Here is a 14617-nt window from a genome sequence, read left to right on the forward strand (position 1 = left end):
GCGGGGCGGAGCGGAACTCCGCGAGCGCGCCGGCACTGCACCCGAGCGCCCCAGCGGCTCTCGGCCACCGAGAGGACGGCCCTGTGTTCACCATGCGCCCCGCCACCGGCGGCGACCCCGACGCCGTCGCGGCGATGATCCACGCGCGCTGCGACTGGATGGAGGCACGCGGCGTGCCGTCGTGGCGGGAGGACGCCGGGGATCTGGCCGGGCAGGCCGCGAGCGGCGCCATGTGGGTTCTCCACGCCGGCGGGCGCGTCGCCGGGTGCACCACGGTCCTGCCCCAAGCGCCGCCCGGGGACTGGACACCGGAGGAGACGGCCGACCCGTCCCTGTACCTGTTCACCATGGTGACCGACCCTGCCTACCGCCGGCACCGGCCCGGAACGCTCATCGCATCGTGGGCGGTCGACCATGCGGCACGGCACGGCCGAACCCGGGTCAGGCTCGGCTGCTTCTCCCCCGATCTCGCGCGCTACTACGAGCGGCAGGGATTCACGCCGGTACGCAAGCAGCAGCGCGCGGGGGCCCTCCAGTACCTGCTCGCCCGCCGAGCGGAGCGCCTCGACCTCGGCGCGCTCGGGCTGAGCTGCGGCACGTAGGGCCGGCCCCGGTCCGCTGAGCCCGGCCCCGCCTCGTTCACCGCGCAGCGCTCGGCGTAGACATCCGCCGAGCGCCGGCACGACCTGCGGCGCTCATCGGGGAGCGACCGGTGGGGCGCGGTGAAACCGCCCCGCGCACCGGCCCCACCCCGTCGACAGGGCGTACGCACCCCGCGGATGCGCTTCGTAGCGGATGGACCTCCCGCCGGACCGGCCGCGGTGGTGCGGTCGGCCCGGCGCACGTTCGACCGCTGCGGAATCAGGTCCCGTCTTCGGGCAGGGGCTCGATCGACTGGCGGTGCCGGAACACGTTGTGCGGGTCCCAGCGCGTCTTGACCGTGCGCAACCCCGGATAGGCGTCCTTGTAGTACAGCTGCGCCCACGTCTGCTCGGAGTAGTTCCACTCGTCGGCGAGATCGGCATCGGGATGATCGATTTGACTTCCCGGCCTAAGGGCTCTCCTCAAACCCGGGGATTCCTACAGCGGCCGGGCGACCGCTTCGGTGGGTTCCTGCTTCATCGCGCTGCGCCCGACCAGGGTCCGGTCTTACCTGCGCTCCCTCCCCTACTGTGCGAGCTCCGCATATTCGCACAGCGGCGCCCAGGCTGATGCCGCCGGCCCGGCGGCCGTGGCGACGTTGACCGCCGCATTGATGTCCCGGTCGAGGAAGGCCCCGCAGCCTTCGACTCGTCCTCGCCGCGGCTGTGCAGCCCGGCCCCGGCGCGGGACCGGCCGGCGACCGCGCTCGGCCCGCCCCGCGACGCGAAGCGGCGCCGCGCCCGTACCGGCGCGTCTCGGGCGCGGCGCCGCAGTCCGGGTGCTGCGTGCTCGCTTCGCACAGGAGCAACGGCCGAAGCGTCACCGCACCGGCAGCCCCGTGACCGCGCGGCCGATGATCAGGCGCTGGATCTCGCTGGCGCCCTCGAAGATGGTGAAGATGGTGGCGTCGCGGTGCCAGCGCTCCACCGGGTATTCGCGGGTGTAGCCGTTGCCGCCGAGGATGCGCACGGCGTTCTGGGTGACCCAGGTGGCGGTCTCGCTGGCGTAGAGCTTGCTCATCGACCCTTCGGCTTGGGCGAAGTCCTTGTCGTTGCGCGCCATCCAGGCGGCCCGCCACACCAGCAGCCGGGCGGCGTCGATGCGGGTGGCCATGTCGGCGAGGGTGAAGGCGACGGACTGGTTGTCGGCGATGGGCTTGCCGAACTGCTCCCGCTGGACGGCGTAGTCGCGGGCGTACTCGTAGGCGGCGCGGGCGCAGCCCACCGCCATGGCGCCGACGCTGGGGCGCGAGGCCTCGAAGGTCTTCATCGCGGCCTGGCCCTTGGACGTGCGTCCTTCTCGGGCCCGGGCCAGCCGCTCGTCGAGGCGTTCCTTGCCGCCGAGCAGGCAGTGGCCGGGCACGCGGACGTCGTCGAGGACGACTTCGGCGGTGTGGGAGGCGCGGATGCCGTGCTTGGAGAACTTCTGGCCTTGGGACAGCCCGGGCGTGCGGGGCGGGACGACGAAGCTGGCCTGCCCGCGCGAGCCGAGTTCGGGGTCGACGGAGGCGACGACCACGTGGACGTCGGCGATACCGCCGTTGGTGGCCCAGGTCTTGGTCCCGTTGAGCACCCACTCGTCCTTGGCCTCGTCGTAGACGGCGCGGGTGCGGATGGCGCCGACGTCGCTACCGGCGTCGGGTTCGGAGGAGCAGAAGGCGCCGAGCTTGATGTCGTCGGTGCTGCCGAACATCTGCGGCGCCCATTCGAACAACTGCTCCTGGGTGCCGTTGCCGGCGACGGCGACGGCGGCCAGCGCGGTGCCGGTGATGGACAGCGCGATGCCGGGGTCGCCCCAGTAGAGCTCCTCGAAGGAGGCGGGGATGCCCACGCCGCTGGGCTCCAGCCACTGGTTGGCGAAGAAGTCCAGCGAGTACAGCCCGATCTTGGAGGCCTCTTGCAGGACCGGCCAGGGGGTCTCTTCGCGCTCGTCCCATTCGGCCGCGGCCGGGCGGATGACGTCGCGGGCGAATCCGTGCGCCCAGTCGCGGACGTCGCGGACGTCCTCGTCGAGTTCGAAGCCGAATCCGGTGGCGGGGGTGTCGGCGGTGTCGCTCATCTGCACTCGTCCTAACTCGTCCTTGGGAGGGGTCTGGACCGGGAGGCCGCGGCGGCAGGGAGGCGGATCGCCGGTCCGGAGCCGGCGGGCGCGGCCGACTTACTGTTACCAACGGTAACATTAGGATGGGATCCGGGGAAGCGCGCCCGCGCCGGGCGCCGCTCGCAGGAGCGGCCCCGGACACGACGCGGCCCCGGACCCCGCCCTGTGCGGCGGGTTCCGGGGCGCGGCGGCGTACAGCGGCACGGCCGGCGGCTACTCCTCGGCGTGGCGCTCCAGGAAGGTGTAGACGTCGGTCTCGTCCACGCCGGGGAAGGTGCCCGAGGGCAGGGCCGAGAGCACGTGGGAGTGGGCGCGCGCCGACGGCCAGACCTGGCCCTCCCAGCGCGCGGCCAGGTCGGCCGGCGGGCGCACGCAGCACTCGCCGGTAGGGCAGTCGGACTGCGTGCGGTTGGTGGTCTCGCGGCCGCGGAACCAGCGCGAGTCCTTGTAGGGCACGCCCAGCGTTATGGCGAAGTTCTTCTCGCGGCTGGGGTCGACGTGGGCCACGCAGAAGTGGGTGCCGTTGGGCTTGTCGGTGTACTGATAGTAGATCGAGAACCGGTCGGGCGAGGCGAAGACCTGGCGGCCCGACCAGTAGCGGCACATCCGCTGGCCCTCGATCGCACCGGTGTCGTCGGTGGGGAAGGTCAGCCCGTCGTTCTCGTAGGCCTTGTAGATGATGCCGGTCTCGTCGTTGCGGATGAAGTGGCACACGAGGCCGAGGTGGCGGTTGGCCAGGTTGGTGAACCGGTGCGCCGCCATCTCGTAGGAGACCGAGAACACGTCGCGCAGGTCCTCCACCGACAGGTCGCGTGCCTGCTTGGCCTCCTGCAGGTAGGGCACCGCGCTGGACTCGGGGATGAGCACCGCCGCGGCGAAGTAGTTGGCCTCCACCCGCTGGCGCAGGAAGTCGGCGAAGTCGCGCGGTTGCCCGTGGCCGAGCACGAAGTGGCCCAGGGTCTGGAGCAGGATCGTACGCGGGCTGTGCATGCCCAGCGACTCGCGCTTGAGGTAGAGGCGCCGGTTGCGGGTGTCGGTGACCGACCGCACCGAACGCGGCAGGTCCTGCACGTAGCGCAGCGTGAAGCCGTGGTGGGTCACCATCGACAGGATCTGGCCCTGGGAGAGCGCACCGCTGCTGTAGCCCACCGCGTTCAGGGTCTCCTGGGCGGCCTTCTCGATGTGCTCGAAGTAGTTGCCGCGCTCGCGCATCTGCCGGCGCAGGTCGGCGTTGGCCCGCCGGGCCTCCTCCGGGGTGGCGGTCGGTTTGACGCTGCGCCGCTTGAGCTCGTCGTAGAGGCCGACGATGTGCTCCAGGACGTCGTTGGGCACGCGCTTGCCGACTTTGAGGTGGGGCAGGTTGAGCGACTGGTAGACGGGATCGCGCTGGGCCTCCTCGACCGCGATCTCCAGTTGCGCGCGCCGGCTCGGGGGCTGGCGCGAGAGCAGTTCCTCGACCGAGACGCCCAGCGCCTGGGAGACCGAGGTCAGCAGCGACAGCTTGGGCTCGCGCTTGCCGTTCTCCAGCAGCGACAGCTGCGAAGGCGCACGGCCGACGCGTTCGCCCAGGTCGGACAGGGTCATGCCGCGTGTGCGGCGCAGGTGCCGCAGTCTCTGCCCAAAGGTGACGAGATCCAGGTCACTTGGCAAAGACGGTATTTCTTCAGTCCCGAAGTACGCCATGGGTTCATGGTAGGGAAAGATCTTAAGATCTTCATCCCGATTGGGGTCGAAAAACCCTGGATCTTTGCAGAAGAATCGTTGTTACCGGCGGGGAACACGACCGCAGCAGGGCTCCGGCTCTGTCAGGCCCCGCTCCCGGCCGGCACGACTTCCAGGGGAAACACGTAAGGCGGTGACAGACCATGAGCATCAGCGGTCGTCAGCAGGAAGCGGCAGCGGCACTCCGGCAGGAGTGGGAGACCAACCCGCGCTGGGCCGACGTCCAGCGCACCTACTCCGCTGAGGACGTGGTCCGGCTCCGCGGATCGGTCACCGAGGAGCAGACGCTGGCCCGGCTCGGCGCGGAGCGCCTGTGGAACCTGCTGCAGAGCGAAGAGTACGTGCACACGCTGGGCGCACTCACCGGCAACCAGGCCGTCCAGCAGGTCCGGGCGGGCCTGAAGGCCATCTACCTCTCCGGATGGCAGGTCGCCGCCGACGCCAACCAGGCCGGCCAGACCTACCCCGACCAGAGCCTCTACCCGGCCAACTCGGTGCCGCAGGTCGTCCGGCGCATCAACAACGCCCTCATGCGCGCCGACGAGATCACCTGGTCCGAGGGCGACGAGGACGCCCCCCACTGGATGGCGCCGATCGTCGCCGACGCCGAGGCCGGCTTCGGCGGCGTCCTGAACGCCTTCGAGCTGATGAAGGGCATGATCGAGGCGGGCGCGGCCGGCGTGCACTGGGAGGACCAGCTCGCCTCCGAGAAGAAGTGCGGCCACCTGGGCGGCAAGGTCCTCATCCCCACCGGCCAGCACGTGCGCACGCTCAACGCAGCGCGCCTGGCCTCCGACGTCGCCGACGTCCCCTCGCTGGTCATCGCGCGGACCGACGCCCAGGCCGCGACGCTGATCACCAGCGACATCGACGAGCAGGACGCGCCGTTCATCACCGGCGAGCGCACCGCCGAGGGCTTCTACCGGGTCCGCAACGGCCTGGAGGCCTGCGTCGCCCGCGGCCTGGCCTACGCCCCCTACGCCGACCTGCTGTGGATGGAGACCTCCACCCCCGACCTGGAGGTGGCGCGGGAGTTCGCCGAGCGCATCAAGGCGCAGTACCCCAACCAGATGCTGGCCTACAACTGCTCGCCGTCGTTCAACTGGCGCCGCCACCTGGACGAGGCCACCATCGCCAAGTTCCAGCGCGAGCTGGCCCACATGGGCTACAAGTTCCAGTTCATCACCCTGGCCGGGTTCCACGCCCTGAACAACTCGATGTTCGACCTGGCCAAGGGCTACGCCGAGAGCGGCATGAGCGCCTACGTCAAGCTGCAGGAGGCGGAGTTCGCCGCCGAGGAGCGCGGTTACACCGCCACCCGCCACCAGCGGGAGGTCGGCACCGGCTACTTCGACCTCGTCAGCACGGCGATCTCGCCCGAGGCCTCGACCACCGCTCTCACCGGCTCCACTGAAGAGGACCAGTTCTCAGCGGCTCACTGATACTGGTCCTCGTCCCCCGACGGACGGCCCGCCCCGCTTTCGTGGCTGGGGCGCGGCGGGCCGCCGTCCTACCGCCGGCCCCGCGGCTCCGTGTCACCCGCGGGGCCGGCGGATTCGTCCGCGGCCGGCCCGGCGCTTCACGAACGCGCCGGGCCGGCCGCCGCCGTATGTGCGGCCCGGGGATGCGCCGCCGCCGGAGTGCGGCCGGGCGCACCCGCCGTGCGATCATCGGGACCATGCCCGACCCCGCCTCCTCCGACGCGCGCGAACGGCCCTCCGCAGACGGCTTCCCCGAGACGCCCCTGCGCGCCGGCAGGGCCCCGCGGCCCGAGAGCGCCGACCGGCTTCCCGCGGCGGCGCCGCTGACGCACCGGGGACTGGCCGGAGAGGTCCTGCTCGTCCTGTCCCTGTCGCTGGCCGCATCCGCGGTGGCGGCGGTGATCTCCTTCGTCGGCTCGCTGACGGCGCCCGAGTCGCTGTCGGAGCAGACCGCCGGCCTGGTCGGTTCGCAGGCGGCCGCCGAGCGCCCCTGGCTGGACCTCGCGCGCCAGATCGCGTCGCTGGTGTTCGCGATGGCGCCGGTGGCCCTGGTGGTCTACCTGCTGCACCGCAGCCGGGAGTCGGCGCGCACCATCGGCTTCGACCTCGCCCGCCCCGGCCGCGATCTGCTCGGCGGCGCCGTGCTGGCGGCGGTGATCGGCGGCGGCGGACTCGCGGTCTACCTGGTCTCCCATCAGCTGGGCCTGTCGGTGACCGTGGCGCCCAGCGCCCTCAACGAGCACTGGTGGTCGGTTCCGGTGCTGCTCCTGCAGGCCGTCAAGAACGGGGTGCTGGAGGAGGTCGTCGTGGTCGGCTACCTGCTGCTGCGCCTGGAGCAGCTGGGGTGGTCGCCGCTGCGCGCGATCGCGGCCGGTTCGCTGCTGCGCGCGGTCTACCACCTGTACCAGGGAGTGGGCATGTTCGTCGGAAACCTGATCATGGGCCTGGTGTTCTGCTGGTTCTACCGCCGCTACGGCCGCGTGATGCCCCTGGTGGTCGCGCACTCGGTCATCGACATCGTCGCCTTCGTCGGCTCGGCCGCCCTGATCGGCCACGTCGGCTGGCTGCCGGGCGCGGACGGCTAGGCGGTGCCGGGCCTGCCCCGGCGGAATGCGGACAGGATCCGGCCGCGTCGCTTCCTAGGCTGACGGCATGGACACCACGCAGGCCGGGCCGCAGCCCGCAGGAGAACGCACCGTCAACCCGTTCGTCGTCGTGGACGGCGTGGACGGCTTCATCGCGTTCCTCGCCGACGTCTTCGGAGCGACCGAACGGGCCGAGGCCCGCACCCCCGACATGTTCGCCGACGACGGCACCCTGATCCACGCCGAGGTGGCGATCGGCGACTCGCTCCTCATGATGGTCGACCGCAAGCGGGGGTGGCCGTTCATCCCCGCCCTCACCCAGGTGTGGGTGGCCGACCCGGCCGCGACCCTGCGCCGCGCGACGGCCCGGGGCGCCCGGGTCGTCACCGAGGTGCTGCCGTTCTACGGCGGATCCGACATCGCCCGCTTCCAGGACCCCTGGGGAAACCTGTGGTGGCTGTTCTCCCCGGCCGCCGACGCCGACGCCTCCGCGCAGGAATGGGACGAGGAGTCCTGGGAAGCGCCGAGCGAACCCGGCCCCGTCTACACCACGATCGTGGATGCGCTGCGCGACCTGGAAGACCCGGGGGTGGGCTGACGGTTTCCGTCGGGCTCGCATCCGGCGAGGCCCGCGGTTCCGTCAGCGCGAGTCCAGGGAGTCCTCCAGGTAGCGGGGGCGGCCCAGGAAGAGGCCGGAGACGAAGTTGGCGGTGATCATGACGCCCACCAGGGCCAGCGGCGCGTGCCAACCGCCGGAGACCTCGTGCAGCATGCCGAACAGGAAGGGGCCGGCTCCGGCCATCAGGTAGCCGATGCTCTGTGTGGAGGCCGACATCGCCGCCGTTGCGCCGGAGGTGCGGGTGCGCACCGCGAAGAAGGTCAGGGCCAGCGTGAAGGCCGCCATGCCGATCCCGATCAGCGTGGTCCACACCCAGGTTCCCTGCAGCGGCCAGAGCCACAGGCCCGTCACGCCTGCGGCGTAGCAGGCGAAGAAGGCGGCCACGAAACCGCGGTGGTCGCGCACGCGGGCCATCAGGCTCGGCAGCACCAGCGACGTGGGCACCGCCAGCGCGGTCAGGTACGACAGCATCAGTCCGGCCTCGGCGGCGCCCATGCCCTGGTCGCGCAGCATCTCGGCATACCAGCCGAACATGATGTAGGCGACCGCCGACTGGGTGCCGAAGAACAGCACACTCTGCCACCCCATAGCCGTGCGCAGGACCCGGCCCAGCGCGACCGGCGCCGATCCCGAGCCGCGCGGGGGCTCGTGGCGCAGCAGCGCCAGCCAGGGGATCAGTGCGATCAGCCCGAAGGCGCCGTAGAAGCCCAGTGCCAGCCGCCAGCTTCCGCCGGCCTGCTCGACGGGTACCGTGGCGGCGGCCGCCATGGTCGTGCCCAGCGCCAGGAAGGTGGTATAGACCGTGGTCATAGCGCCCACCCGGTCCGGGAAGTGCTGCTTGACCAGGGTGGGCAGGAGCACGTTGCCCACCGCGCCGCCCGACAGCGCCACGGCGCTCAGCGCGAGGAAGGGCAGCGGATGGTCGACCAGCGGCCGCGTACTCAACCCGAGCGTCAGCGCCAGCAGCGCCGCCGCCAGCAGGCGGTGCTCGCCCAGTGCGCGGATGAGCGCGGGGGTCAGCGACCCGAACAGCGCGAAGCACAGCACCGGCAGCGTGGTCAGCACTCCGGCCAGCACCGCCGACATCTGCAGTCCGTCGCTGACCTCGGTCAGCAGCGGCCCGACGCTGGTGATACCCGTGCGCAGATTCAGCGCGGCCAGCGCCACACCCAGGACCAGCAGCCACACGACGTGGCGGGGACGCCGTCCGGTGGCGGGTCCGGTGCCGCCCGCGGACGGCGCGGGAGGATTGGTCGAGGCGCCCGGCACGCTGGCCTCCGCATAGAAGAGATGGGATCACAGGATCTACATCATGACCGTAACGCATTCGGCGTCGGCACCGCCGTGAAGCCCGATGTGATCTAAGCTCCGCCCTGAACCGCCCGCACACCCGAACGGCCATTCCGAGCATGGCCGCCACCTGTAGGAGGTAACGCGTGCCTCTCGCTTCGACGCGCCGTACTGGCCTTGTCGACCAGGTCATCAGTCAATTGCGCGCCCAGATCGACTCCGGCGAGTGGGGCATCGGCGACCGCATCCCCACCGAATCGGAGCTCGCCGATCAACTGGAGGTGGGGCGCAACACCGTCAGGGAGGCGGTCCGCGCACTGGCGCATGCGGGACTGCTGGAGATCCGCCAGGGCGCCGGAACGTTCGTGCGCGCCTCCAGCGAACTCGGCGGGGCACTGCGCCGCCGGCTGGAGCGTTCCCGGCTGCGGGAGAACCTGGAGGTGCGGCGGGCCCTGGAGATGGAGGCGGCCCGCCTGGCCGCGCTGCGCCACACCGACGCCGACCTGGCCGACATCGACCACGCCATCGCGCTGCGCGATTCGGCCTGGCGGGACGGCGACATGGCCGACTTCGTCGAGGCCGACTTCTCCTTCCACCGCACGATCGTCAACGCCACGCACAACGCGCTGCTGATCGACCTCTACGACGACATCTCCCAGGCCGTCTACGACAGCATCGCCCACACGGCCTACGGCATCCCCGGCGACGACGGCGAGATCGACCACCGCGGCATCGACCACAAGGGCCTCGCCGAGGCCGTCCGGGCAGGCGATGCGGACCGGTCCCTGCACGAGGCCGCCTGCTATCTCGACGAGCTGCTTTCGCTGGCGGGCGAGTGAAGCAGCAGGCTGGAGCCCACGCGCCACATGGCCTCCAGCAGTTCGGCACGCGGCGGGTCGGCGTCGCCGCTGAGCGCCTCGGCCATGAGTTCGCGGAAGGCGCCCAGGGTGGCGGCCGCGGCGAACCGCGGTGAGAAGGAGCCGTCCAGCTCGCCCTCGCGCTGGGCCTTGGCGATGCTGCGCGCGGCGAGGTCGATCTGACCCGCCAGACGCTGGGCGTCGGTCTGGGCGGCGGCGCGCTCGCACAGCCGCCGGCCGATGACCATGCGTCCCAGCGGGGCGTCGCACAGGAAGTCGATCTCGCGGCGCAGGCGCGCGTGCTCGCGCTCGGGCCAGCTCAGCGCGCCGTCGAGGCGGGTGGCGAAGACTTCGCGGTCGTAGCCGTCGTAGAAGTCGTCGACGACGGCGGCCACGAGGCCGTCCTTGCCGGTGAAATAGCGGTAGAGCAGCCCTGCCGAGACCCCGGCCCGGCGCGCGACGGCGGCCACCTCCACGGTGCCGTCGCCCTCCAGGATCGCGGTGCGGGCCGCGGCCAGTAACCGCGCCCGGGTGGCCCGGCCGCGCGCCGAGACGGATCCGCCCGCCCCGCTGGATCCGCCTGCGGCGGCGTCGCCGCACGCATCCGCTTCGTCGCTCATCGTGGTCACCGGTTCCGAACCTGTTACCCGCGCTTGCCCGGGATCGCCTGGTACCAGTGTGCCGGGCGCGAGCGCTCCGCGGCGCCGCCTCTCCGGATCCGGCGGCGCGGAGGCCGGGCGGCGCCGCGGTCAGGCGCGGCCGCGGAAGGCCTCCTCGATGTCGTCGGCGCGCACGGCCGGGCCGGGCAGCTCGGACGGGCCTTCGGCCGCGAGTCCGTTGATGAATACGGCGATCTGGCGGCGTGCCATGCGGTCCCAGTCCGGGCCGTGTTCCAGCGGCTGGGTGATGAGCGCGCTGAAGGTGATGACGTCGGTGGCGTTGACGGGCGCGCGGACGGTGCCGTCGCTGCGTCCGGCCTCGATGAAGGCCTCCAGCCGCCGGTCGATCGATCGGCGCGCCTCCTGGGCCTCGGCGGTGACCAGCGGGGGCGCGCCGTGCAGAGGCAGGAACAGCCGGTCGCTGACGGCGCAGGTACCGGCCAGGAACGCCTCGATCGCGTCCGGGCCCCTGCTTCCGCGGTCCTCGATGTCGTCCAGGAGGCCGTTGAGCAGTCCGTAGGCGCGGTACTCCAGCGCGTGGAGCAGGGCTTCGCGGTCGGGGTAGCTGCGGTAGAGGGTCCCGACGCCGACGCCGGCGTCGGCGGCGACGGTGGCCAGCGGCACGTTGCGGCCTTCCCGCAGCATCGCCGAGGCGGCCGCGTCGAGCAGTCGGCGGCGGTTGGCCTCGGCGTCGCGGCGGGGACGGCGTGGGGCGGGCATGGCGCTCCTCAGCGGAGGCGGGGCGGCTCTGGGGCGTCTTGACGGGGGTGACCCGCCGAGACTAGTTTCCATTGAAACGGACGAAAAATTCCGCTTCAGTGTAGCCGAGGCGGGGCCGTTGCCAGCGCGCCTTTCGGAAGGAGTGGCCATGACCGGCCCCACGCCCTCGCAGTCCCCGGACCCGCCGCCGATCCCGCCGGACGATCCCCAGCGCCGGCTCACGGTCGCACACCCGGAATCGGACGGCCTCCAGCGCGTCGCGCTGGCCGGCGGCCGCTACACGATCCTGGTGCCGGGCGCGCGGACCGGGGGCCGGTACTGCCTGATCGACATGCGGATACCGCCGGGCGGCGGCCCTCCCCCGCACCGGCACGACTTCGAGGAGATGTTCACGGTCGTGTACGGGCGGATCCGGTTCACCTTCCGCGGCGAGGACGTGTCCGTCGGCGCCGGCGAGACGGTGAACATCCCGGCCAACGCGCCGCACTTCTTCCGCAACGCCGCCCCGGAGCCGGCGCGGATGCTGTGCATGTGCACGCCGGCGGGCCAGGACGAGTTCTTCCTGCAGGTCGGATCCCCGATCGACGGAGCGGCGCCTGGGGAGGCGGCCGAGGCGCCGCAGGGGGCGGGCCGGCCGCGGGCCGCCGAGCTGGCCGCCCGGTACCGCACCGAGCTCCTTTGACAAGGCCCGCGCCCGGCGGATCGCGCGGGTGCGCGGGATCCGCCGCCGCGCAGCGGGCGCGGCGGCGCCGTAGGCGGCCCCGCCCGCCCGCAAGCGGCTGACCGCGGCGCCGGCGGGCTCCGGCCTCCCCGCGCCCCGCCCCTGCTCCGCCGGGCCTTCGGCGTATCCGCGCCGGAGGCCTCCTCCGCGTTCGGGCGCCCTCCGCCCGCGCCCTCCTCCCGGCGCCCGCCCCGGCCGACCCCGGGGGCTCGCACACGCCTGCCCCGCAGCACTCCGGCGACGGTGTGTCACCGAGACTTCACCGCTGGGTGACTATAGCCTCGTCCTGCGGCCATGACGGGACCGGACGATCGCTTGCGGACGCATCGCCCGTCCGCGGCACGACCCTGCAGGAGGTCCTCATTGTCCCTCACCCCCGGACGTACCGCCGCCGCCTCCGCCCGATCCCGCACGGCCGCCCGCGTCGGCCGGCGCCGATTCCTCGGCATCGGTTCCGCCTCGGCCACCGCCGTCGCGCTGGGGACCGGCCTGGTCTCGGCCACCGCCGCCGCCCAGCCGGCCGACAAGAAGCGCGACTACCCCTTCACTCTCGGCGTCGCCTCCGGGGATCCGACCGAGGACGGTTTCGTGCTGTGGACCCGCCTGGCACCCGACCCGCTGGCCGCCGACGGCACGGGCGGCATGCCGGCGCGCCCCGTCACCGTGGAGTACCAGGTGGCGCTGGACGCGCGCTTCCGCCGGGTGGTCCACCGCGGCAGCGCGATCGCCGATCCCGAGCTGGGGCACTCCGTGCATCCGGAGGTGACCGGCCTGCCGGCGGGACGGGAGTACCACTACCGCTTCCGCGCGATGGGCGACATCAGCCCGGTCGGCACCACCCGCACCGCGCCCCCGGCGGCGTCGATGGCGCCGTCGCTGTCCTTCGCCTTCGCCTCCTGCCAGAAGTGGGACCAGGGCCACTACACCGCCTACGAGCATCTCGCCCGGGAGGACCTCGACCTGGTGCTGCACCTGGGCGACTACATCTACGAGTACCCCGTGCAGGACGGGCTGCGCGGCGGCGTCCCCGAGCACCTTCGGGTGGAGACCACCCGGCTGGAGCATTACCGGGTGCGCTACGCGCTGTACAAGTCCGACATCCACTTGCAGAACGCCCACGCGCGCTTTCCGTGGCTGGTGGTTCCCGACGACCACGAAGTCGACAACAACTGGGCCGACGCGACCTCCCAGGACGACGACCCGCCCGAGGAGTTCCTGCAGCGGCGCGCCGACGCCTTCCAGGCCTACTACGAGAACATGCCGCTGCGCCGCTCCTCGATGCCGGTCGGGCCCGACATGGGCCTGCACCGCCGGATCGCCTACGGCCGCCTCGCCGAGGTCACCATGCTCGACACCCGCCAGTTCCGCGACGACCAAGCCTGCAGCGGGCGGTTGGAGGCCGACTGCGACGCCCGGTTCGACCCGGACCGCTCCATCCTGGGCGAGCGGCAGCGCGAATGGCTGACCGACGGATTGGCCTCGTCGCAGGCGCGCTGGCAGGTCCTGGGCAACCAGTCGCCGATGACCCGCACCGACAGCACGCCGGGCGAGGGCACCGACGTGTGGATGGACCCCTGGGACGGCTACGCCGCCGACCGCGAACGGGTGCTGGACGCCGCGGTGCAGCGGGGCGTGCGCAACCTGGTGGTGGTCACCGGCGACCGGCACGAGAACTACGCGGTCGATTTGAAGGCCGACTACCGCGACGCGGACGCACCGACCGTGGGCACGGAGTTCGTGGGCACCTCGATCTCGACCAACGGCGACGGCGCGGACCTGAGCGAGCAGGGGCGGCGGCTGAAGGAGGCCAATCCGCACTTCGCGTTCGTCAACGAGCAGCGCGGCTACGTGCGCTGCACGGTCACGCCCGAGGAATGGCGCACCGACTTCCGGGTGGTGCCCTATGTGTCCCGGCCGGGCGCACCGGTGTCGACGCGGGCGAGCTTCGTGGTCGCCGACGGCTCGCCGGGCGTGGTGCAGCGGCCCTGACGCTCCGGAACGTTCACTGTGCCGTCGCCGTCGTCGGTCTCGTGCCTACCGGCACGGCACGCGTTTCCCGCTGCTGTGGGGACGGGGTCGACGGCGGCATCACCCCAGGACGCGGGCGGTGAAGGCGGCCAGGTCCGCACGCAGCCGCTCCCGGCCCAGCCCCTGCCGGCCGGCCAGGTGGTCGACCAGGTCGGCGCGTACCGCCGCGAGCAGCGCGTGGGCGGCGAAGTCGCCGTCGCCGAATCCGGGGACGGCCTCCAGCATGGCGCGGACCATGCCGTGCGCCCGGTCGTAGTGCGCGGCGCTGTAGGGGCTGTCGGCCCCGTCCGCTTCCAGCGCCACGGACAGGTGGCGGTTGTCGAGCTTGAGGCACAGCAGCGCGTCGAGGACCGCGGGCACGCGTCGGGCCGGCGGCGTTTCGGGGCCGAGGGGGGCGGGGCCTTCGGCGACGGCCCGCAGGAGCGGTTCGGACCGGGATCCGTAGAGCGCGCGGATCAGGCCGGTGCGATCGCCGAAGCCGCGGAAGAGCGTGCCTTTGCCGACTCCGGCGGCGGAGGCGATCTCGGCCATGGTCACCTCCTCCGGGTCGCCGCAGCGGGCGAAGAGGTCGTCGGCCGCCGCGAGGACCGCCTCGCGGTTGCGTTCGGCGTCGGCGCGGGGCTTGCGCTCGGGCACGGGTCTCCTCCGGTTGCATAAGCGAACCCTCGGTCCGTATATTCCTAGAAGCGGACC

General features: G+C 72.4%; 14 protein-coding genes. 7 read left to right on the top strand and 7 right to left on the bottom strand.

Translation table 11 applies throughout. The annotated features are described in order from the left end of the window. The first annotated feature begins 83 nt into the window (after window positions 1-83). A complete protein-coding gene (locus HNR25_RS01075; protein WP_184632631.1) occupies window positions 84-602 on the top strand; it encodes a GNAT family N-acetyltransferase in 519 nt (172 codons plus the stop codon). A 259-nt stretch (window positions 603-861) separates the two neighbouring features. Here HNR25_RS01075 and HNR25_RS01080 read toward each other — a convergent pair whose 3' ends face one another. From HNR25_RS01080 to HNR25_RS01090, 3 genes are all read right to left on the bottom strand, one after another. Further along, a complete protein-coding gene (locus HNR25_RS01080) occupies window positions 862-1068 on the bottom strand; it encodes a BBE domain-containing protein (RefSeq protein WP_184632633.1) in 207 nt (68 codons plus the stop codon). A gap of 393 nt (window positions 1069-1461) precedes the next feature. Further along, the gene (locus HNR25_RS01085) at window positions 1462-2700 is read right to left on the bottom strand and encodes an acyl-CoA dehydrogenase family protein (protein WP_184632635.1); all 1239 of its coding nucleotides are present in this window, start codon (window positions 2698-2700) and stop codon (window positions 1462-1464) included. Between the two features lie 255 nt (window positions 2701-2955). Next, window positions 2956-4392 (bottom strand): helix-turn-helix transcriptional regulator, encoded by a 1437-nt coding sequence (locus HNR25_RS01090; protein ID WP_184632637.1) that lies wholly within the window; start codon window positions 4390-4392, stop codon window positions 2956-2958. Between the two features lie 215 nt (window positions 4393-4607). Between HNR25_RS01090 and aceA the strand changes: the two genes are divergently transcribed. The 3 genes from aceA (at window position 4608) to HNR25_RS01105 (ending at window position 7628) form a co-directional block, all read left to right on the top strand. Beyond that, window positions 4608-5906, top strand: a complete 1299-nt coding sequence (gene aceA, locus HNR25_RS01095) for an isocitrate lyase (RefSeq protein WP_184632639.1) — start codon at window positions 4608-4610, stop codon at window positions 5904-5906. A gap of 236 nt (window positions 5907-6142) precedes the next feature. Further along, window positions 6143-7030 carry a CPBP family intramembrane glutamic endopeptidase gene (locus tag HNR25_RS01100; RefSeq protein WP_184632641.1) on the top strand — a complete coding sequence of 296 codons (888 nt, stop codon included), beginning with the start codon at window positions 6143-6145 and terminating at the stop codon, window positions 7028-7030. A 67-nt stretch (window positions 7031-7097) separates the two neighbouring features. Next, complete coding sequence (locus HNR25_RS01105) at window positions 7098-7628, top strand: VOC family protein (protein WP_184632643.1); 531 nt, start codon at window positions 7098-7100, stop codon at window positions 7626-7628. A gap of 42 nt (window positions 7629-7670) precedes the next feature. Here HNR25_RS01105 and HNR25_RS01110 read toward each other — a convergent pair whose 3' ends face one another. After that, window positions 7671-8918 (bottom strand): CynX/NimT family MFS transporter, encoded by a 1248-nt coding sequence (locus tag HNR25_RS01110; protein ID WP_312862288.1) that lies wholly within the window; start codon window positions 8916-8918, stop codon window positions 7671-7673. A gap of 167 nt (window positions 8919-9085) precedes the next feature. Here HNR25_RS01110 and HNR25_RS01115 point away from each other — a divergent pair, with 167 nt between their 5' ends. Further along, complete coding sequence (locus HNR25_RS01115; RefSeq protein WP_184632645.1) at window positions 9086-9778, top strand: FadR/GntR family transcriptional regulator; 693 nt, start codon at window positions 9086-9088, stop codon at window positions 9776-9778. On the opposite strand, the gene HNR25_RS01120 is transcribed toward HNR25_RS01115, so the two are convergent. After that, window positions 9742-10416 carry a TetR/AcrR family transcriptional regulator gene (locus tag HNR25_RS01120; protein ID WP_184632647.1) on the bottom strand — a complete coding sequence of 225 codons (675 nt, stop codon included), beginning with the start codon at window positions 10414-10416 and terminating at the stop codon, window positions 9742-9744. The genes HNR25_RS01115 and HNR25_RS01120 overlap by 37 nt on opposite strands. A gap of 129 nt (window positions 10417-10545) precedes the next feature. After that, window positions 10546-11175 (bottom strand): TetR/AcrR family transcriptional regulator, encoded by a 630-nt coding sequence (locus tag HNR25_RS01125; RefSeq protein ID WP_184632650.1) that lies wholly within the window; start codon window positions 11173-11175, stop codon window positions 10546-10548. A 148-nt stretch (window positions 11176-11323) separates the two neighbouring features. Here HNR25_RS01125 and HNR25_RS01130 point away from each other — a divergent pair, with 148 nt between their 5' ends. Further along, window positions 11324-11857: a cupin domain-containing protein gene (locus HNR25_RS01130; protein WP_184632652.1), complete on the top strand. Its 534-nt coding sequence runs from the start codon at window positions 11324-11326 to the stop codon at window positions 11855-11857. Between the two features lie 402 nt (window positions 11858-12259). Further along, complete coding sequence (locus HNR25_RS01135) at window positions 12260-13885, top strand: alkaline phosphatase D family protein (RefSeq protein ID WP_246463495.1); 1626 nt, start codon at window positions 12260-12262, stop codon at window positions 13883-13885. Between the two features lie 99 nt (window positions 13886-13984). On the opposite strand, the gene HNR25_RS01140 is transcribed toward HNR25_RS01135, so the two are convergent. After that, window positions 13985-14560, bottom strand: coding sequence for a TetR/AcrR family transcriptional regulator (locus HNR25_RS01140; RefSeq protein WP_184632656.1), 576 nt, complete (start codon window positions 14558-14560; stop codon window positions 13985-13987). Window positions 14561-14617: the final 57 nt, after the last annotated feature.

The organism is Streptomonospora salina (assembly GCF_014204715.1).
In the GTDB taxonomy this organism is placed as follows: domain Bacteria; phylum Actinomycetota; class Actinomycetes; order Streptosporangiales; family Streptosporangiaceae; genus Streptomonospora; species Streptomonospora salina.